The sequence below is a fragment of the Xanthomonas indica genome (assembly GCF_040529045.1).
GTDB classification, from domain to species: domain Bacteria; phylum Pseudomonadota; class Gammaproteobacteria; order Xanthomonadales; family Xanthomonadaceae; genus Xanthomonas_A; species Xanthomonas_A indica.
This window is the reverse complement of sequence record NZ_CP131914.1, coordinates 646,388-663,931: the sequence shown is the minus strand read 5'-3', so window position 1 is coordinate 663,931 and position 17,544 is coordinate 646,388. Positions and strand designations below refer to the sequence as shown.

Below are 17,544 nucleotides of genomic sequence, written 5' to 3'. Positions count from 1 at the left end.
TGCGCCTGGGGATACGCGGCGTAGAGCGTCCATCTGTAATGGGAACGCTAGGACGCCACATTTTCTCAGGGGAATCTATGTTTATCAAAGTCTCGATCATCGCGGCGCTAGCTGGGTTTGCCTTGTGCCTGGCTGCTGCATCTGTGGATGCGCGGGTGCATGCGTCCGGTTCACACCACACCACCAGTCATGGCGGTCACTACACGTCGGGCGGCTCTTCGCATAAGGGGGGTAGCTACCGTAGCCCAAGCACCAACAATCATTACCGACGGCACAAATTGTAAATTTAATAATTTGACCCTTACCTTTGAAAAGGAAAGGGTCTCAGGTCGCTCTCATTGCCTAAAAGTATATTTCTAAAATAATGACGCAGAATCAATAAATCATTGCAGAGCAGCCAAGATTGCATCGCCTTTGAAATAGGATGGATCTTTTGGTGCGGATAGTTCACCCGCTTGTGGGTGGTGAGGAGTTTCTTGTGGCAATCAAAAAGCGGAAAAACTCTAAGAAGCCCTCCACGAAGCAGTTGACACAAAAAGTCTGGAGTGGAGTTGACTGGACCGTACACTACGGCAATCTCAAGAGAGGTGCTGGTCGTCCTGGCAAGGTGTCACGCCTTTTTAAGTATTTGGGAGAAAAAATACCGTACGAGTCGCTTGACGATGTGCGGAAACATTTTGTCTCTGACGGAACTCCTGCCCAAGGCGTTTACATCGCACACGACTCTATGGGTACACCAAGATACATTGGAAGGGGAAACGTATTTAAACGCCTAAGTGATCGCAAGAAAGCTCACATGCTTGAGCTAGTCTATTTCTCTTTCTATATTGTTGAGGATAAGCAACATGAGCGAGAAATTGAGACATTACTGATTCGGGCAGCTGGTGATCAACTAGAGTTCAATGATCGCAAAAAGCGCATTGGCATCCATCCTGGGAACGTGCGTGACTACGAGCCTGGGACTGCATTTTACGAGCGGCAATATAAAAAAGGACGCAGATCAAAAGAATAGCTGTCAAGAATAAAAAATAAAAGCGCAGTCCATGTCTAGAGAAATTTTAACTCTGACCGCAATTGCTGAACCACTTTATGACCGTTCTTGAAAGCATTCATTAGGTGCAATCATTGCAACCATCCGTGACAGCAGAAGCGCCCTGGGTAGCTTTTCATCAGACTCTAACTACAGGAATGGTCATGCTTTTTAAACCACTGCGAAGAGACCTTACGGAATCATCCAGGCGTTGCGAATTTTGCCCAAATTTACTCACCTCATTAAAAGCCTACGTCCTCGAAGAGGAGGGGACAGGGCGGACTGTGTATGCCGGACCAAAGTGCGCAGCAGGTAATATTGCTTCTAAATACACTTTGGCGGGAATTCCAGATCTTACGAAATTCACACTATCCAAAAACGATGGAGAAGGTCGGGTTGGTGGAAATGGTGCTTCTGGTATTAGTAAAGCCATAGATCCGAGTCGACATGCTCTTGAGTATCTACTCCTTCGCGAAGGAAAGTTGGCGAAGGATATGAATTTATCGTATCCAGTACTCAAAGAGTATTACTCCAAGTCGCTGACCGAATCACTTACCGACGCCGAAATTCTGCACGTAAATCGTATCGAAGCTAAGGCCCCAGAAAAATTTAAGCTCGCCAATCTTCAAAAATGTTACAACTATCTTTTTTGGATAGACGTAGCTATAGAACGACTGCCTAATGATAAGGCAGATTTTCTCGGTGCCATCAGGGCGGCGCTATTAAAAAACGGTAGCATCTCAATGGGGCAAAAAGTCGCTGTAAATAAGTGGCTTGCCAAAATTCCCGGCGTTCCCCAACTCAAGTAGAAGAACATGGCCAAAACAGGAGAAGAGCGCAATTTTCCTGTGTGCGACACCTTGAAAATTCACTCTGACCTCAAGTTTTACCTGCGTCGCTGATGATTGATTGCCGGATCCCCAATGTACGCCAGTTAACTGGCATCATCGTAAGGATAACGCGAGCATCACACCCTAGAGCGATGTTATTCGCCTATATTGACGGCTAGTCAACATACTTTGTATCTAGTTAATAAAAGGAGTTTTATTTAATGGAGCCCTGGCAAAAAAGACTCGCAGATCTGGCACATCTGTTAAAGCAATGCCACGCCAATTATATGGAGCCAGATCTTTTTAGGTTAAGCATAAATCAGTTTCTGCAAACGTCACGCACAGTTACATTTATAATTCAGAAAAACAAGGCGTCAATCCCTGATTTCACAACTTGGTATGAGGCAAACATCGCAGGTGCTTGGAAAAATGATGTGGTGATGCAATGGTCAAAAGATGCAAGAAATAAAATCGAGAAAGAAGGCGATTTGAATCTCTTTAGTTCGATCTCGGCTAAAGTTATCTTCGGATATCTGGACAGAGATGATTTTGGCTTCGAACTTAATGAGCCGGCGATGTTGCAGGCAAGTGTGAGAAAACTAACTCAATTAGCAAAAAAAAGACTTCCTCCAGGCTTCGCAAGTTCAGCAGTGATAAAAATTGAGCGCCGGTGGGTGGCCGATTCTCTGCCAAATTATGAACTCCTTGGAGCCATCTGCCGTGTGTATCGTAGGATGTACGAAATGTGTGCCCACTTAGCAAAGCACATGGATATGGAATTCAACAAAAAAATTAATCACCCCAGCGAATTTGAGGAAGTCTCACAAGAAACGCGTCAAGTTAGATATTTTAAAATGCGAGACGCTAGCACTTTTTCGATTGATGCAAAGAGAATAGATTATAGCGCCAAAGAAGTTTCTGATGACGTCAAGGCTGAGATAAAGACGATCGGGGAAGCTTTTGGAGGAGTAAGGGATATAAATGGCGCAAAAAGATTTTTATCAGCTATGGCCGAGATGGTCTTTAAGATGGCCGTCATGTTTCGATGGCATTTTTATACGACGCAAACTGGCGCCCAACTGAAATGATTAGCTTCAAGCCTCGAGACGCGACAGATAATTATATTATGTGGCGCGATCTCGGCGATAAAATTAAAGCCACAGGCGCGCACGCTTTAGCATTTGTAGGTGAAGTGTGGCTTCATCAAGCGGTTAACCTAGTAGACCATCCTGTTGGCGATCAACCAATCATTGGTGAGCAGCTATATCTCGTAATACTAGATGGTCGCGGAAACTTTAGACAATGCCGTTGGTATATTTCGAATCGAAATGGTGAGCGAAATATACATGTAGTATCCGACGAAGATCCAATGTACGACATACAACCATCATTTCTGGCGCCGGCAATGTCCGCGCTCGGCGTGCAAGAGTTGAGAGGTCGAAAAGGTAGATAGAGAGCCTGGGTTGATAATGGGGTCAGGTTGACTTATTCGTTGATCGCGGCGGGTTTGCGTGGTCGATGTGCTGGCCTGACACTCGCGAAGCGGCGGGTCTTGGCCTTGACCATGCCGCGAAACGTATCGTGGCCGAGAGCCCGCTGATACCTTTGAAATTTCATTCTGCCCCAAGTTCTACTCTCGCTTCTCGTGATCGGATCGCCCGCCGCCTTGCCGCCTGGCTTCGTTGCCCCAACGCGCTCATTGCCTTCGGTTACATCCAGCAGCTAGCGCCCCGGGCGAGCCCCAAGACCACGATCTGTGGCATGCTCGACTCTTGGCAGCAGTGCTGGGGAGCAAAGTCCATGTGTTAGCACCTCCTGGCACCACCGCACAACCACTCATTCAAGCCGATGCCGCTCCGTGAGACGGCTTCACTCAGGCGTTGGGCATCTAATGATCAAAGCAGATCAAGCCAAAGCTTTAGTCCTTCGCTGCTGCGAAGCTTCTCGAGAAGGAAGAGACCGTTTTGTTATTCAATCCTGCGTGCTTTCCGAGTGTGGTGACTACTGGATCATTCGTGCAAACAGCGAAGATTTTGTCCTTCGAGGTATCCACGGACGCTGCTATGTTGGTGTAAATGCTCATCTTGTCAGTACTGCATTGGGTGAGATTGAAATCGTCGGTAGTGGTCAGAGTGTTGATGATTACCTTCAAGATAAATGCGACGCTGCAAGAGCTGGTACCAATCACTACGTGCTAGGTCCGGACTTCGACAAAAGCGACAAGGCAGCCGTCATTCGCCTGCGGCAAAATCTGGAGTGCTCGCTCCAGAGAGCAATGCAACTCGTATCCCCCGAGTTCAGTTGTTGGCTCACAGGGGAGAGGCGCATGCTTAGCGAGGCCAAGGCGATGCTGCAGAAAGAAGGAGTTACTACCAGTATTCGACTACTTGAGAACCCGGGATGTGCAGTGAAAATAGACAACTCGATTTGGCACTGGACTGCACTGAAGTCGGCTTTGAATCGAGTGGAGACGAAATGACGCACGAAGTGTAACGGCCAGAGGTACGTTTCTTGCGTCTGCGAAACCTGCCAGTTTGACTCGTATGGCTGCTGGCTGAAGTCCCGGGCTTTTCCTATCGACCAGACTCTGCACTTCTGCTTGCGCGAAGAAGAGCTGGTTGTGATCTTGCCCCGCGGTGAGCGTGATCGCGAGGAAGATGCCGCGGCTCTATCGGGAAAACTCTCTTCGTCCCATCACGTCAGCAGGGTTGCTGCCCGAAATTGCGAAAGCATATGCTCTGCTTCCTGGAGAGTTGCGGAAGACGCACACGTGACGACGACAGCTGACGACCTCAAAGCCCAACTCGCCCGCTCGGGTGTCATCCTGGAGATCGGGGGATTCCGGCCGCCCGACGATCCCCTGGCGAGTTGGTTCGGTCGCGTGAACGTCTGCGCGCCGGGCGAGGCATGGCCGGAGACGGCGGGACGGCCGATGCATGCGCTGTGTCAGATCAATGTCAGCGACCTGCCGCTACGGCCGGCCCGCCTGGCGGATATCGCGCTGATTGCGGTGTTCATTGGTCCCGATACGCTCCCGGTCGATACGCCCAACGGGGAAGGGCGGTGTCTGCGGGCCTACAAGCGGCTCGATGGACTGGTCCCGCTGCCGCCACGGCACACCGATTCGCCCATTAGCGCATTTCCTATGCGGCCGCATGTCTTTCATGACGACTACCCGTGCTGGGAGGATGCGCCGATGGATCTGCCGGCAGACATCGAAGCGCGCTACCACGATCTCTTCCGGAACCTGGATGGCTTCAAGATGGGAGGATGGCCGACGTTGATCCAGGCCGAGATCTTCTGGGCGCCTTTCAAGCGCCATCCCGCGTCGCCGGAATTCGTCTTCCAGATCGACTCCACGGACAAGGGCCGCTGGATGTGGGGCGACGGCGGCGTCGGCTACTTCGGCCGCGGAACAGCACCAGGAAAAAAAGACGAGTGGGCGCTTGCGTGGCAATGCCATTAGCGGCGTCCGGCGGAGAAGGCTGCAGGACCAGGTGCGCAGCTCAGCGGGCGGTGCATCAAGCGAAGTCCTAGCAAGACTGCGCGCTATTGTGCGCAGTGCGCCGACAGGTCTACTCTGATCCAGCTGTCTGGTCGATCACATTAGGGGGTGTGATATGAAGTGTGGACTGCTGTCGTTGATCCTGCTGGCGGGCCTTGTGGCATGTCACTCCGCGCCGTCGCCGCGGCCAGCCGTCGCACATGGGGATGGCGCATCGCCGGACCGTCCCGTCGATCTGTCTGCAGCGCATAGCGAAGGCGCGGGCATCGCCGCGCAACGCACATGGCTCGATCAGCACTACCCCGGCGCGCGCATCAAATCGCAGTCGCTGTTGTTCGAGCCGTCGGCCATGGACCTCATCACGATCGTACTGCCCACTGGCGAGGAGCGCGAGGTCTACTTCGATATCTCGTCCTACTTTGGGAAGTGGTGAGCGGCGCGATGCATGTCATGCAGGCATTTGTGATCGGATTGCTGGCGCTGGTCGCGTGCGCTGGAGCGGCCTTCGTCTTGGCGGTCGTCTTCCCGTCCCGCCTGGTGTTGTGGCTGCTCCTGTTTACGTCGACCACGACCTTCCTCTGTCTGCTTTGCGTCGACTGGTTCCTGCGGGATGGATTGGGACCGGACGCGGTCACATCGCAGGGAATGGAGGCGGCCTTGCGTGTCGCCGACAGTGCCTGGCTTCCGGCGTTGTGCTGGGCGCTCCTCAACGGTTCTGCCCATCTGGTCTATCGATGGAGGCGCAGGAAACGTGCCTTACCCGCCCCGGCATTTGAAATGCGATCCGAACAAAGCAGGGCCGATACGCTTTCGAGCTAGATATAAGAAGATGCAACGCCAGTTTTTACCGTATCGTAGATTGATCTAGGCACCCACAGCATGCAGCGACATATCCAGGCCCTGGGAGCCGGGACCATCGTGGCGTGTGTCGCCAGTCTCGCAACGTACCCGGCGGGCAGCGCCGAACTCGTCACGGACGAAAAGTCGGGTTCGGCGCTCAAGCGCGTGCTTGAGGATCTGCCGGGCGTCGAGGACGACATCAAGCAGCAGATCCTGTCCGGCCTTGATGAACACAGCGCAGTGCTCACCGAACCACCTGTCGCCAGGGATTTCGTGCCCGCCCTGGGTAGCTACCGGGGCCAGCTTGTCGCCGCCATTGGTCACGATGATCACCTGCAGGAAATGCGTCGCGAGGACGAGATCGGCGCTGGTCCTGCCGCAGTCCCCCATCTGGAGAAGTCTAATGCGTCGGCCTCGGCGATCACGGGGTAGATGAATATGCGGGATGTCTACCTCAGTCAACCCAACGACGCGCACCGGCACTCCGCCGCAGACATCCCCCGCCGTTCCAGTGATTGGTAGCGATTGACCGCAATCACTGGCTCGGCGAGGATCACGCCACGCTGCGCTTATGCGGCAACAGCAACAAACGGGCCACAGATGGACGGTACAACGGTTCGGTTAGGAATTGTGGCCCTGGTCTTTATCACGTGTGCTTCGGTGAACTACTCCGCTCTCCGGATGGCCGGTGGCCTGCCGGGTAGGATGAAGGCACTTGGCGTGATGTTTGGTGCTGTCGGCATCCTTTTTATGGTTCTGGTGGTGTTATGCGTCTTCACCTCCCTGCTTCAATACTTCATCGGCGGCGGCGCCTATCTGGTCGTAAGGCTACTTGATCCACTCCTCTTGGGCGTAGGGTTCTGCACCACCGGCTCTCTCATTATCCTAGTGCTTGGCGCGCGAGGCAGGCATGACAAAAAAACCCATTGACTCAATCGGACCTACTGCACTCAGTGGAGCGACGCAATGCAAGCGGACATCGCTTTGAACGCCACCAACGTTTTTGCCCGCAACTTCGCCCGATGCGCTGCATACGACGATTGCTCGGTCGTCTCAATGAAGAGATGCGCTGGAACTGGGACGAGTACTGGCTTCTGGAGAAGGCACTGTATGACCTGGCGACCAATGGCGAACTTGAGCGCGAGACGGCATGGCCTCTGTTCCGGATTTTCAGCTTCGTGCTGATACTCCTTGGTTGCCACTTCAATCCGAACGACGTCTTTGCGATCAAGGGTGCCTCCGACGAAGATGTCCACGATCTGCGCGACCGATTCCAGTTGGTGTTTGAAGGCTTCTATGCTGGCAGCATGCCGGCACACGACAGGCTTGACCCGCCTAACCCGTTGTTGACGTCGACTCACCACTAAGCACATCAGGCGCACTTATGGATCTGTCCCAATTGGAATTTCACGACGCGGTGCTATTGGGCGTTTCCCTCGACCCTGTCGAGCGCACTGTCGAGATCCGACTCGCCTACTACCCATCGAGCCAATCGCGCGAGCGGGTACTGGGGATCCTTTGCTTTGGCGGCGTGGCGCGCTTCAATCAGATCGCGGACCTGGACGCGTTGCAGCAGCATGCTGAACCAGGCAACGTCAGCCAGTTCGTCACTGGTGAGCAGCCCGGTGTCAGTCATCTCTACCTTGTTCGCGGATTGATCGAAATCGCAGCGACATCAGTTGCATTCCTGGATGTGCCTGAGAACTCACAGAAGCCAGCATTGGCGCTTGATGTCGTTTGAATTGGAATCCAGCCGGCCAGGACCGCGCCAATGAGTTCGTGGTCTCCGCTGCTGACTTTTTGCGTTAGCAAGCGATCCATAGAGACAACCTATGCGCCCTGACCGCCCCAATGCCGTTTCTGTCTCGGGCGCCCTGCTTGTCGCGACGCACATGATCGGGCTAGCGCAGATGATCGGTCTGTCAGGCACGCTGGATGTGCCGCTCTGGCTGCCTTACAGCGCCTTGGCGGTCCTCTATTCACTGTTGATTTTTCTGATCGTGATGCTGATGCGTGGCAGCCAGCTGGCGCGCACTACATACACAGTAGTTGGCTTACTTGGTCTGGTTTCTACGGCAAGCTCCGCTAATCATCTCGGCATGGGCTGGTTGATCGTGGCGGCAAAGCTCACTGCTCTGACATTGCTGTACATACCTTCCAGCGATGCATGGTTTGCCGCCCAAAGCGTCGAGGCAAATTCTTCAAAGAAGACCGCTTGAGCGCCCCATGACCACATTCCAATTCCAACCCTGCTGGAAGGAAGAACTCGTCTGCATCGGGCCGGGTGGCGAGTTCGTGCTGGACTTCCCGATGGGCGTGCCGACCGTCTACGTGCCGACCGAGCATGCCTGGGCGCAGAGTGCACCTGCATGGGCGCGCGACCTGTGGCCGGTGTTCAAGGCCGAGTTGGAAGCCTGGTGCCAGGCGCGCGACGTGCAGTTCTTCCTGGATGGCTCGGCCAAGTGCTATGGAGCGGTCGCCAAGACCTAGATGAAGATGACCACAGCAGGCGGACGCGCGTGGCTTGGTATCCTGGCGCGCCATCGCATCAAGGTCTCCAATGAGTCAGAGTGCAGAGCGCGCTGAAGCGACGAACGTCCCGCTGTATCACCTGATCACGCCGGAATCGCACGATGTGCTCGGCCCGTGGGCGGACGCGCTCCCGGCGGATACCGTCGTGGTCGGCTACTCGAGTCTCGGCCACTTCTTTCTGCATGATCCGGCTAGCCAGGATTATGCGGTGCTGCATCCGTTCAAGGCCGCCGGCAAGTCGTATGGCGCGCATGCCTCCACTGCGGCGTTCGAGGCGGCCATCCTGCGTGATCCGGGCTTCGAGGAGTATGTGTTGCGCGGCGACCACGTCCGCGCGATCGCTGCGCGTCTTGGCCCGTTGAAGCCCGGGCAGATCTATATCCCGCAACCGTATCCGACGCTGGGCGGAACGGAAGCACCCGAGACCTATGACAAGGGCGATGTATGGGTCTTTGCGGACTTGGTCGCGCAAAGCGTGGGTCTGTGACGCAAACTGGAATCACGCCGCTGGACGCGATCTTCTAAGTGAGAACCCGGGCGGCACCACATCGCCGCCCGGATTACACACAACGCGAAAACCGCAGAGGCCGCGCCTCAGCGCTTGGCCGCATTGCGTCGATACACGCCATTGAAGCTCACATTGGCGCCGCCGCACTGCAGGTTGTCCGAGACCACCAGCAGGTCGCCGAGCAGCTGCAGGCGGACTTTGCAGTCGTCCTCGCTCAGTTCCAGCCGGTTGCCTTCCGGAAAGCCGCGTGCGGTGACGGCGCCCAGGTTCGGGCCGCCTGGCCTTTCCTCGGGGCTCGGGTTGGCGCTGGGCCAGTAGGCATCGCCGTTGGCGGTGAGAGTGCCGTCGCCGTTGGCGAGCAGCTGAAGCTCGTTGTCGCCGTCGTGCCAGTGGCCGACCCAGGCCTGCGGCTTCGGTGCGGCGGTCGACGGCAGTGGCTGCACGCTGGACGCCGCCACCCAGCCGGCGCTGCCGCCGACCTTGTTGGGGTAGAACGCGCAGACGAAGCCGCCCTGGCGTTGCGCCAAGATCACGGTGTCGTCCTTGACCACATAGGCGCGCTGCCGGCACGCGGCCTCGCCCTTGGCGGGGCAGCCGTCGTCGTCGTTGAGCAGATAGAGGCGCGGCACCGCGACCTTGGCGAGCGAGAACCCGGCCGTGCTCATGGGGAAGCCGCCGTTGCGGCACATCGCCGTGTCCTCGTCCGGCGCCGCGTGGGCCAGTGCGGGAACTGCCAACAAGGCGAGCAGCCAGGTCTTGTGCATCAGAGTCGCTCCAAAGGTGGGGCGACAGTGTGGGCCAATGGGGGTGAACCGGTGGCGAGCGAACCGATAGGCAGGGACGCGGTGGTGCCTGCAGGGCAGGGCGCTGCGGCGCATGGCGCGGCGTCTCGCGCGTCATGCGCGTCGACCAACGGCATCCACGTGGCCGAACGCCTCGACCTGTCAGGGAGATGCGAGCAGGCACGCCGCAGGGATACCCTTGCGATCCAGTTTTCGGACGCAAGAGGATGATGCAATGGCCGTGACGTACCGGGCCGGCGATGTCTTCGCGATCCTGTTGGACACGGGGACGTACGCGCTCTGCCAGGTGCTGTGGGCGCCGCAGGGCGACTATCGCAAGGTGGTCGGCTTCTGTGTGCTGGAACAGCACGCGGCGGCCCCGACGCTTGGCCCGTCGCCGGGACAGCCGCTGCCGGTGCGCGACGGCGACAAGGACATGTGGTTGCTGTTTACCGGCACCCAGAAGCTCAAGAGTGGCGACTGGCAGCTCATCGGCCACGCACCGCTGCCCAGCGCACCAGGGAGCTGCTGACCTTCCACATCGCCGGGGAACTGCACGAAGGCGACACCTTCGTGCGGATGCTGTCGGTGGACGAATACACTCGTTATCCGTCGATGTCGGTGCTTGGATGCGAGTTGGTGCACCGGCTGCTCGGCGACAGCCGGTGAGCGAGGGTGCCCGCCGTTGACGGCTACCCTGCGCTCGGCGAGCATCGCATGCAGGCTCAACGCATGGGCGTGGCCGGCGCCGCACATCACTTCTGTCTGGACCAGGTGACACCATGCCCGCAAGCCTGCTGACCGAGGTCGTCCTGCGCCCGCTGCTCGAGATCGTCCTCTACGGCTTGTGCTACGTCGTCGGCATGCTCGTGGTGCCTGCGTTCTCGTTCGGCTACTACAGCGTCGAACCGTGGAGCAGCAAACGCCGCAGCAAATCCGGCAGGCGCAGCGCCTATCTGGCCCCACGCGTGGTCTCGGCCGACGCGGCGGCGTTCTGGGGTGGGTTCGCCCTGGTGGGATTGGGGCTGTTGGGTTATGCGCTGTGGAGCGCGGCGGGCGCTTAACCTCGAAGCGCCTGCATCGCACTACGCTTCCTCGCCTTGGACTGCAAAGGATTGCACCGATGCCCCATTCCAGCACCTGCTTCATCACCCGGCACACGCTGTCGGCGCTGCGCGATCAGATTCACCAAAGGCCCGAACTGGTGATGGCGCTGGAAGGCTTGATCGAGGTGGAAGAGGAGCATTTTCCGGATCCACCGACCTACGCGGCGCTGTCGCATCTGGCGCAATGCACGGCCTGCCAGGCCTGGAGCGCGCTCTGGCTGGAGGCACAGTTTCCCGAGAGCGGGCCGTGGCGCGAGCGCGTCGCTCGTTACTGCTGCTTCAGCATGTTCGAGGCAGTGACCAAGCAGGACAGGGCGGTGCGGATCGGGTTCGAGTTGTTCCGTGGCGAGGATCCGACCTGGTATCTCAATGACGCGATCTGCGTGCAGTTCTGTCCGTGGTGCGGACAGTGTCTGCCGGATCATCCGTTCGAGCCGGATCTGCAGTCGGAGCCGGAGCCCGAACAAACACCGTGACGCCGTGCCGCAGCCGCGTTCTAGCCGCCTCAGTGCAACCCCACCCGCCCTGTGGATGGCGCAGCGCTGCGATTAGCCTCAGGGTGTCTCAGGGCGCGCGTGCCTGTCTACGAGGAATGCGATGAGTTGTCATGCAGGCGTGCTGCAATCGATCTGGCCGGTTGCGGCGATGGCGTCCGGCTCCGGTCGCCGACGCTGCGAGCACCGAACGCACAGCGCCGCGTCCACGTGCCGCAGCGACTGCACCGGGCCGCATGACGCGCGGCGCCGTTGTCCACCTGGACCGACGCGCGTGCGTTTACCCTCCGGAACCGCCCATCCGTGCATGCTATGACGCATGCCGCGCCGATGCGGGCGTCCGTCATCCGATCGTTCGAGAATCAAGCTGCCGCATGCATCCTGTCATTCACTTCCGCTCCCGCCTGTTCGAGGTGAGCGCCGAGCCGGAAAATCCGATCAACCCGATCCGCGGCAGTTCGCTGCTGGATTGGCTGCGCGTCCATGTGGGCGACGCCATGGTCCTGTCCGAACCGGACCCGGAGGATTGGGGCTGGGCGTCCGAAGCGGAATGCCAGGGGCGCACCTACCTGGTCGGCGCCTATGCCGAGGAAGAGGTCGATGGCAACCATACCTGGATGCTGCAGATCGAGAAGGAACGCTCGTTCTGGGAGCGCGTGCTCGGCCGGCATGCGATGCGCGACGACGATCCGTGCTTTGCGCGGGTGCATGCGCTGATCGCCGCCGAACCGCAGTTCACCGACGTGGTGGTGGAGCGCGAACCCTGACCGCCGCTGCCGTCTCGGCGGCAACGTGGTGCTGCGCACGCCGGTGATGGCGCCGGCTGCAGCACGCCTGCCATCGTGCTTGGGTATGCTCGGCGGCCCGTCTCCGTCTGTGCCCGCCACGATGCCGATCCGAAGCCTGTCGCTGTTCCCGTTATTGCTGCTCGGCACTGTGCCCGAGGTGATGGCAGCGCCCAAGCACTGTCTGCCGTACGGGCCGACCCAGGTCACCTTGTCCGGCACCTTGGCGCCATCGTCCACTGGGAACGCCGCGCCTACCGCGCCGCATGCGCACACGCACGCAGATGCCGGTGCGTCAGCGACCCAGGAAGAGGTGCTGATCCTGCCGCAGCCGGTGTGCGTGGCGGCGTCGGCGGACGGGCGGCAGCCGCGGCACGAGCAGGTGCGTCGGCTGCGGTTGGCGGTCACCGCGGACCAGGCGGCGCATCTGCGCGAAGAAGGCAATGGGCAGGTGGTGCGGGTGACCGGCACCTTGGCGCATGCGCCAGCCGGTCCGGATGCACCAGCGCTGCGCCTGAGCGTGCTCGGGGTGGACAGCGACTGAAGGGCCGCGCTGATAGGGGCCTTTTTGCTGTGACTCAGCGCAATGTGTTGTCGCTGCGTAGGAGCGGCTTCAGCCGCGACGGGCTTTAACGGGAACGCCCGTCGCGGCTGAAGCCGCTCCTACGTGGGCGTAGGTTCGGTGAGACCGGATGTCTCTGTTGGCCAGGGCACTTGGTTGCTGCGTCCAGGCCGGCTGCGAGGGAGCGCTCGCATTGACGCCGCGCAGCGGCTAACCGAGGATCGCCATGCCGCGCCTGGCGGCCCAAGGGGTCGGCGATCCATGAGGGGAATGCGGTTTCTGTGTGCGATGAGCCTATGGCTGAGCGCGTTCGCCGCTAGTGCGGGCGAATCGCCAGTCCGCACGGTCCAGACGTTCTATGCCTGGGCGATCAAGCCCGAGCATGCCGACGGTGACATTGCACGGGTGCGGCATCTGCTGGGGCGGCAGCTGTTCGCGGCGCTGGCGGCGCAGCGCGCCTACGAGGCGGCCTGCGCGAAGCTGGTGCCGGCCGACGTCAAACCGCACATGCTGGACCAGAGCCCATTCTTCCTGTGGCCGGACCAGCCTACCGCGCTGGTCTCGACGACCGCTCGGGTCAAGGGCGATACCGCACGGGTGCGCGTCCGCCTGGTCGTCGACAGCCTGCAGTGGACGGACACGGTGGTGCTCGGTCGGCAAGACGATCGCTGGGTGATCCTCGACATCGCGTGGCAGGAAGGAACGCTCACCCAGCGCCTGGCCGACTTCGCGGCGGAGCGCTGCACGCCTTGATGTCACCGGCGCAGGCGAGGGAACGCACGAAGGACGCATTCGGTAGCCGGGCCGTGCCGGGCTGCTGCTGAGCCTGCAGCGCGGCTTGCTCGGTCAGGTGCACCGGCAACTGCGGCATGTCTTGATCGAGGTTGATCGGCAGCTTCGCCTGGTCCGATTGTGCTTCGAATACAATGACTCGCCGATGGAAGCGCCGCTCGCACGCTGCGCGTGTGCCGCCACCGAGGTGATCGCGGACTTCCCGGCCAGCAGGAACTCAGAGGAAGCGCGCGTGGCGGTGCCGATGCCCGCGCCGCTGCAATCGTTGCAGTACGTGGCCTATCAAGCGGCGTTCTCGGCCCAGAATGGCGCCATCGGCGCGCCTCGTTCCGGGCCCAGCGTCGCCGCCGGATCCGCCATCCAGTGCCGATCCCGTCGATTCATGAATCCGCGAGGTAGGGTGGCCCCTTCGACGGCCGGACCATCCGCCAGGGTCGCGGGTTCCGTCGGCCTGAGCGGCATCGGGATGGTCAGCGGCGATCTCGCGTGATAAGAGGCAGTTCATTCGCCCGGTCGTAGGAGCGCCGTGCCATGTATATCGCGAAATCCGCCGTCACCAGCGACATCGTGAAGCTGCTCGAGGCCTCGGGACTTCCGACCGAGGACCTGCTGCAAGGGCGCCAGGTCGCCTTTTTCGTGACGGGCGACGACGCGGGCGCCATCGGGTGCATCGGCCTGGAACTGGGCGATGGCTGTGCCCTGCTGCGTTCCCTGGCGGTCAGGCCCGAGGCCAGGGGCGCCGGTCTCGGCGGCAAGCTCGTCGACACCGCGGAGGACCATGCACGGACGCTGGGTCTCTTCCGGATCTTCCTGATCACGAACTCCGCGGGCGCATTCTTCGAAGCACGTGGCTATCACGCGGTCGAACGCGCAACCTTGCCGCCCTTCGTCGGCGACTCGACGCAACTCAGGAATCTGTGTCCCGCGTCCGCAGCGGTGATGCTGAGGTGCCTGCCGCCGGGATGAGGCGAACACGACGCGACATTGCGCGGCCCGAAGACGCGGTGCGGGGCGCGCACGGTGGCACGCGCACGCGCCTGATCGCATCGCGATCTCCAGGCGGGCGCTTGCCAGGCTGGTCGCGCGGAAGCTGGCGGCGCGGGTGCCGTGTCAGACGGAATGCGCACGGATGGCCGGCCTGATCCGGAGCACGGACAGCGCATGCCTGCAGGAACAGCCGCTGCGCCGTCATTGCAATGGCGGTGCAACACAGACGACATATCGTGCCGCGCTGCGCCACCGTATGGCGCATGCCGTCGCGTGCTGCTGCGCAAGCCGAACGGACTCGATCTTGCGCGCTCACAAGGATCCGACATGCTGCATTCCGCTCTCTCCCCGCGGCCGCTGACCGCGCGCGCCGCGCCGGCCCGTACCCGCCTGGCGCAGGCCTGCGCCGCCCTGGTGCTGGCCTCGGTCGCCGCCGCCGCCGCCGCGCAGGACAGCGCGCCGTCGTTGGCCGGCAGCGAGACCCGCCCGGCCAACGCTGCCGGCAACCGCGATGCGGCGACCTCGCTGGACACCATCATCGTCACCGCCGAGCACCGCGAGCAGAACCTGCAGGAGGTGCCGGTGTCGGTGGGCGTGGTGCAGGGCGAGGCGATGCGCGACTTCACCGCCGGCGGCGACGACACGCTGCTGGCGCTGTCCGGCCGCGTGCCCAGCTTCTATGCCGAAACCACCACCGGCCGCATCTTCCCGCGCTTCTATATCCGCGGCCTGGGCAACATCGATTTCTACCTCGGCGCCTCGCAGCCGGTGTCGATCATCCAGGACGACGTGGTGCTGGAGCACGTGGTGCTGAAGTCCAACCCGGTCTACGACCTGGACCAGGTGGAAGTGCTGCGCGGCCCGCAGGGCTCGCTGTTCGGCCGCAACACCACCGCCGGCATCGTCAAGTTCGACAGCATCAAGCCCAGCGACGACTACACCGGCCGGGTCACCGCCAGCTACGGCAGCTACAACACGGTCTCGGTCGACGGCGGCATCGGCGGCCCGATCAACGACGTGCTGTCGTTCCGCGTGTCCACCCTGTACCAGCACCGCGACGACTGGGTGGACAACACCTACACCGGCCCCAGCGCCGACGGTACGGTCACCCCGAAGAAGGACGCGATGGGCGGCTACGACGACCGCAACGCGCGCCTGCAGCTGCTGCTGAAGCCGAGCGAGAACTTCTCCCTTCTCGGTTCGTTCCACACCCGCGATTACGACGGCACCTCCACCCTGTTCCTGCGTGGCGCCCTGCGCAAGGGCTCCAACAAGGTCGACGTGCCGCGCGACCAGGTGGCCTACGACGAGGCCCACGACAACCCGCAGGCGTACAGGACCCACGGCGCCTCGCTGAAGGCGATCTACGACTTCGGCGGCGTGTCGCTGACCTCGATCAGCGCTTACGAGACCACCTCCGGCTACAGCCGCGGCGACACCGACGGCGGCGCCGCGGCCAACTTCCCGGTCAACGGCGTGCCCAACGGCTACGGCCAATCGATGGGCCAGGTGCGCGACCTGGACCAGTACACCCAGGAACTGCGCCTGGCCAGCGAAGGCGACGCCGCGCTGCAGTGGCAGGCCGGCGCGTTCTACTTCGACGGCAAGGACACCACCGATTTCTACCAGCGCGCCTATTTCCTGCAGACCGCCGCGCGCAATCCCAACAACTGGGTGCGCCTGCACAACAGCAACACCTCCTGGGCCGGCTTCGGCCAGCTGACCTACAAGGTCACCGACGCGCTGACCCTGACCGCCGGCGTGCGCCAGACCCGCGACAGCAAGGAGACCAAGCTGCTCAAGACCGCCGACACCGCGGCCGGCGTGGTCACCTACAAGGGCCGCCGCGACGTGCGCTTGGCCGATACCCAACCGAGCTGGGACCTGAGCGCGATGTACGCGATCAACCCGAACGTCAACGTGTACGCGAAGGTCGCCCGCGGCTTCCGCGGTCCGACCATCCAGGGCCGTTCGGCGGTGTTCAACTCCGACTTCACCACCGCCGACTCGGAAACCATCCTGTCGTGGGAAGCCGGCATCAAGAGCAACCTGTTCGACAACCGCCTGCGTTTGAACGTCACCGGCTTCACCTACACCGTCGACGACATCCAGCTCAACGGCAACGACGCCAACGGCAACGGCGTGCTGTTCAACGCCGACAAGGCCAAGGCCTACGGCATGGAAGCGGACCTGGACTGGCGCCCGATCCCCAACCTGTCGCTGACCGCCGGCCTGAGCCTGCTGCACAGCGAGATCCAGGACAAGCGCGTGTATGCGCAGGTGTGCGGCCTGAACGGCGTGGTGGTGTGCACGGTGAAGGATCCGACCATCCGCATCGGCAACAACACCTTCGCCCAGATCGACGGCAACCCGTTGCCGAACGCCCCCAAGTACAATGTCAACCTGGCCGCCCGCTACGACATCCCGGTCAACGACGGCGGCGCGTTCTTCGTCGCCACCGACTGGAACAAGCAGGGCTACACCAGCTTCGTGCTGTACGACTCCACCGAGTTCACCTCCAACGGCAACTTCGAGGGCGGCCTCAAGCTGGGCTACACCGGCGACTACGGCGCATGGGAAGTGGCCGCATTCGCCCGCAACATCACCAACGAGAAGAACCTCAAGGGCGTGATCGAGAACTACATGGCGGCCGTGTACAACGAACCGCGCATCGTCGGCGTCTCGTTCAACCTGCACTGGCACTGATCGCAGGCATCGCAGCACACGCGCCGGCAGCACACGCCGGCGCCAGCGGGTAGGAGGGCGATGGTTCTCCTGCCCGTTTGCGTTT

Annotated in this window: 25 protein-coding genes; 24 read left to right on the top strand and 1 reads right to left on the bottom strand. The window is 60.5% G+C overall.

Going from position 1 to position 17,544, the window contains the following annotated elements; genetic code table 11:
* Positions 1-77: 77 nt before the first annotated feature.
* From Q7W82_RS02880 to Q7W82_RS02810, 15 genes are all read left to right on the top strand, one after another.
* Positions 78-284, top strand: coding sequence for a hypothetical protein (locus Q7W82_RS02880; protein ID WP_242158072.1), 207 nt, complete (start codon positions 78-80; stop codon positions 282-284).
* A 194-nt stretch (positions 285-478) separates the two neighbouring features.
* On the top strand, positions 479-1,012 hold the full coding sequence (locus tag Q7W82_RS02875; protein WP_353949508.1) for a hypothetical protein: 534 nt from the start codon (positions 479-481) through the stop codon (positions 1,010-1,012).
* A gap of 104 nt (positions 1,013-1,116) precedes the next feature.
* Positions 1,117-1,839 carry a DUF3888 domain-containing protein gene (locus Q7W82_RS02870; protein WP_242158091.1) on the top strand — a complete coding sequence of 241 codons (723 nt, stop codon included), beginning with the start codon at positions 1,117-1,119 and terminating at the stop codon, positions 1,837-1,839.
* Between the two features lie 242 nt (positions 1,840-2,081).
* Complete coding sequence (locus Q7W82_RS02865; protein WP_242158093.1) at positions 2,082-2,948, top strand: hypothetical protein; 867 nt, start codon at positions 2,082-2,084, stop codon at positions 2,946-2,948.
* Positions 2,949-3,751: 803 nt separating this feature from the next.
* Positions 3,752-4,339 carry a hypothetical protein gene (locus Q7W82_RS02860; protein ID WP_242158095.1) on the top strand — a complete coding sequence of 196 codons (588 nt, stop codon included), beginning with the start codon at positions 3,752-3,754 and terminating at the stop codon, positions 4,337-4,339.
* A 291-nt stretch (positions 4,340-4,630) separates the two neighbouring features.
* Positions 4,631-5,326, top strand: a complete 696-nt coding sequence (locus Q7W82_RS02855; RefSeq protein ID WP_242158102.1) for a DUF1963 domain-containing protein — start codon at positions 4,631-4,633, stop codon at positions 5,324-5,326.
* Between the two features lie 175 nt (positions 5,327-5,501).
* The gene (locus Q7W82_RS02850; RefSeq protein ID WP_242158105.1) at positions 5,502-5,798 is read left to right on the top strand and encodes a hypothetical protein; all 297 of its coding nucleotides are present in this window, start codon (positions 5,502-5,504) and stop codon (positions 5,796-5,798) included.
* Between the two features lie 17 nt (positions 5,799-5,815).
* Complete coding sequence (locus tag Q7W82_RS02845; protein WP_242158122.1) at positions 5,816-6,184, top strand: hypothetical protein; 369 nt, start codon at positions 5,816-5,818, stop codon at positions 6,182-6,184.
* A 60-nt stretch (positions 6,185-6,244) separates the two neighbouring features.
* Positions 6,245-6,637 carry a hypothetical protein gene (locus Q7W82_RS02840; protein ID WP_242158124.1) on the top strand — a complete coding sequence of 131 codons (393 nt, stop codon included), beginning with the start codon at positions 6,245-6,247 and terminating at the stop codon, positions 6,635-6,637.
* A gap of 228 nt (positions 6,638-6,865) precedes the next feature.
* Positions 6,866-7,135, top strand: a complete 270-nt coding sequence (locus Q7W82_RS02835) for a hypothetical protein (RefSeq protein WP_242158132.1) — start codon at positions 6,866-6,868, stop codon at positions 7,133-7,135.
* Between the two features lie 110 nt (positions 7,136-7,245).
* Entirely contained in the window at positions 7,246-7,572 is a 327-nt protein-coding gene (locus Q7W82_RS02830; protein WP_242158135.1) for an Imm41 family immunity protein, read from the top strand.
* Positions 7,573-7,589: 17 nt separating this feature from the next.
* Positions 7,590-7,946, top strand: coding sequence for a hypothetical protein (locus Q7W82_RS02825; protein ID WP_242158151.1), 357 nt, complete (start codon positions 7,590-7,592; stop codon positions 7,944-7,946).
* A 91-nt stretch (positions 7,947-8,037) separates the two neighbouring features.
* The gene (locus Q7W82_RS02820; RefSeq protein WP_242158152.1) at positions 8,038-8,424 is read left to right on the top strand and encodes a hypothetical protein; all 387 of its coding nucleotides are present in this window, start codon (positions 8,038-8,040) and stop codon (positions 8,422-8,424) included.
* Positions 8,425-8,431: 7 nt separating this feature from the next.
* Positions 8,432-8,695, top strand: a complete 264-nt coding sequence (locus Q7W82_RS02815; RefSeq protein WP_242158163.1) for a hypothetical protein — start codon at positions 8,432-8,434, stop codon at positions 8,693-8,695.
* A 70-nt stretch (positions 8,696-8,765) separates the two neighbouring features.
* The gene (locus Q7W82_RS02810; RefSeq protein WP_242158165.1) at positions 8,766-9,224 is read left to right on the top strand and encodes a T6SS immunity protein Tdi1 domain-containing protein; all 459 of its coding nucleotides are present in this window, start codon (positions 8,766-8,768) and stop codon (positions 9,222-9,224) included.
* A gap of 107 nt (positions 9,225-9,331) precedes the next feature.
* Here Q7W82_RS02810 and Q7W82_RS02805 read toward each other — a convergent pair whose 3' ends face one another.
* A complete protein-coding gene (locus Q7W82_RS02805) occupies positions 9,332-10,009 on the bottom strand; it encodes a hypothetical protein (RefSeq protein ID WP_242158167.1) in 678 nt (225 codons plus the stop codon).
* Positions 10,010-10,262: 253 nt separating this feature from the next.
* Here Q7W82_RS02805 and Q7W82_RS02800 point away from each other — a divergent pair, with 253 nt between their 5' ends.
* The 9 genes from Q7W82_RS02800 to Q7W82_RS02760 all read left to right on the top strand — a co-directional run bounded on the left by Q7W82_RS02800 (position 10,263) and on the right by Q7W82_RS02760 (position 17,459).
* Positions 10,263-10,559, top strand: coding sequence for an immunity 26/phosphotriesterase HocA family protein (locus Q7W82_RS02800; protein WP_242158169.1), 297 nt, complete (start codon positions 10,263-10,265; stop codon positions 10,557-10,559).
* A gap of 250 nt (positions 10,560-10,809) precedes the next feature.
* Complete coding sequence (locus tag Q7W82_RS02795; protein ID WP_242158171.1) at positions 10,810-11,091, top strand: hypothetical protein; 282 nt, start codon at positions 10,810-10,812, stop codon at positions 11,089-11,091.
* 59 nt (positions 11,092-11,150) lie between these two features.
* The gene (locus Q7W82_RS02790; RefSeq protein WP_242158173.1) at positions 11,151-11,609 is read left to right on the top strand and encodes a hypothetical protein; all 459 of its coding nucleotides are present in this window, start codon (positions 11,151-11,153) and stop codon (positions 11,607-11,609) included.
* A gap of 392 nt (positions 11,610-12,001) precedes the next feature.
* A complete protein-coding gene (locus tag Q7W82_RS02785) occupies positions 12,002-12,394 on the top strand; it encodes a hypothetical protein (protein ID WP_242158175.1) in 393 nt (130 codons plus the stop codon).
* Positions 12,395-12,515: 121 nt separating this feature from the next.
* Complete coding sequence (locus tag Q7W82_RS02780; RefSeq protein WP_242158177.1) at positions 12,516-12,956, top strand: hypothetical protein; 441 nt, start codon at positions 12,516-12,518, stop codon at positions 12,954-12,956.
* A gap of 306 nt (positions 12,957-13,262) precedes the next feature.
* Positions 13,263-13,727: a nuclear transport factor 2 family protein gene (locus tag Q7W82_RS02775; RefSeq protein WP_242158180.1), complete on the top strand. Its 465-nt coding sequence runs from the start codon at positions 13,263-13,265 to the stop codon at positions 13,725-13,727.
* Between the two features lie 85 nt (positions 13,728-13,812).
* A complete protein-coding gene (locus Q7W82_RS02770; RefSeq protein ID WP_242158182.1) occupies positions 13,813-14,256 on the top strand; it encodes a hypothetical protein in 444 nt (147 codons plus the stop codon).
* 41 nt (positions 14,257-14,297) lie between these two features.
* Positions 14,298-14,732, top strand: a complete 435-nt coding sequence (arsN2, locus tag Q7W82_RS02765; RefSeq protein WP_242158184.1) for an arsenic resistance N-acetyltransferase ArsN2 — start codon at positions 14,298-14,300, stop codon at positions 14,730-14,732.
* A 348-nt stretch (positions 14,733-15,080) separates the two neighbouring features.
* Entirely contained in the window at positions 15,081-17,459 is a 2,379-nt protein-coding gene (locus Q7W82_RS02760) for a TonB-dependent receptor (protein WP_242158187.1), read from the top strand.
* The last annotated feature ends 85 nt before the right edge of the window (positions 17,460-17,544 follow it).

Coding starts and splice junctions, on each gene's coding strand:
- Q7W82_RS02790 (WP_242158173.1), top strand. CDS start 11,151: ATGCCCCATTCCAGCACCTGCTTCATCACCCGGCACACGCTGTCGGCG.
- Q7W82_RS02845 (WP_242158122.1), top strand. CDS start 5,816: ATGCAGGCATTTGTGATCGGATTGCTGGCGCTGGTCGCGTGCGCTGGA.
- Q7W82_RS02775 (WP_242158180.1), top strand. CDS start 13,263: ATGAGCCTATGGCTGAGCGCGTTCGCCGCTAGTGCGGGCGAATCGCCA.
- Q7W82_RS02880 (WP_242158072.1), top strand. CDS start 78: ATGTTTATCAAAGTCTCGATCATCGCGGCGCTAGCTGGGTTTGCCTTG.
- Q7W82_RS02825 (WP_242158151.1), top strand. CDS start 7,590: ATGGATCTGTCCCAATTGGAATTTCACGACGCGGTGCTATTGGGCGTT.
- Q7W82_RS02760 (WP_242158187.1), top strand. CDS start 15,081: ATGCTGCATTCCGCTCTCTCCCCGCGGCCGCTGACCGCGCGCGCCGCG.
- Q7W82_RS02860 (WP_242158095.1), top strand. CDS start 3,752: ATGATCAAAGCAGATCAAGCCAAAGCTTTAGTCCTTCGCTGCTGCGAA.
- Q7W82_RS02805 (WP_242158167.1), bottom strand. CDS start 10,009: ATGCACAAGACCTGGCTGCTCGCCTTGTTGGCAGTTCCCGCACTGGCC.
- Q7W82_RS02810 (WP_242158165.1), top strand. CDS start 8,766: ATGAGTCAGAGTGCAGAGCGCGCTGAAGCGACGAACGTCCCGCTGTAT.
- Q7W82_RS02785 (WP_242158175.1), top strand. CDS start 12,002: ATGCATCCTGTCATTCACTTCCGCTCCCGCCTGTTCGAGGTGAGCGCC.
- Q7W82_RS02865 (WP_242158093.1), top strand. CDS start 2,082: ATGGAGCCCTGGCAAAAAAGACTCGCAGATCTGGCACATCTGTTAAAG.
- Q7W82_RS02815 (WP_242158163.1), top strand. CDS start 8,432: ATGACCACATTCCAATTCCAACCCTGCTGGAAGGAAGAACTCGTCTGC.
- Q7W82_RS02795 (WP_242158171.1), top strand. CDS start 10,810: ATGCCCGCAAGCCTGCTGACCGAGGTCGTCCTGCGCCCGCTGCTCGAG.
- Q7W82_RS02840 (WP_242158124.1), top strand. CDS start 6,245: ATGCAGCGACATATCCAGGCCCTGGGAGCCGGGACCATCGTGGCGTGT.
- Q7W82_RS02820 (WP_242158152.1), top strand. CDS start 8,038: ATGCGCCCTGACCGCCCCAATGCCGTTTCTGTCTCGGGCGCCCTGCTT.
- arsN2 (WP_242158184.1), top strand. CDS start 14,298: ATGTATATCGCGAAATCCGCCGTCACCAGCGACATCGTGAAGCTGCTC.
- Q7W82_RS02780 (WP_242158177.1), top strand. CDS start 12,516: ATGCCGATCCGAAGCCTGTCGCTGTTCCCGTTATTGCTGCTCGGCACT.
- Q7W82_RS02800 (WP_242158169.1), top strand. CDS start 10,263: ATGGCCGTGACGTACCGGGCCGGCGATGTCTTCGCGATCCTGTTGGAC.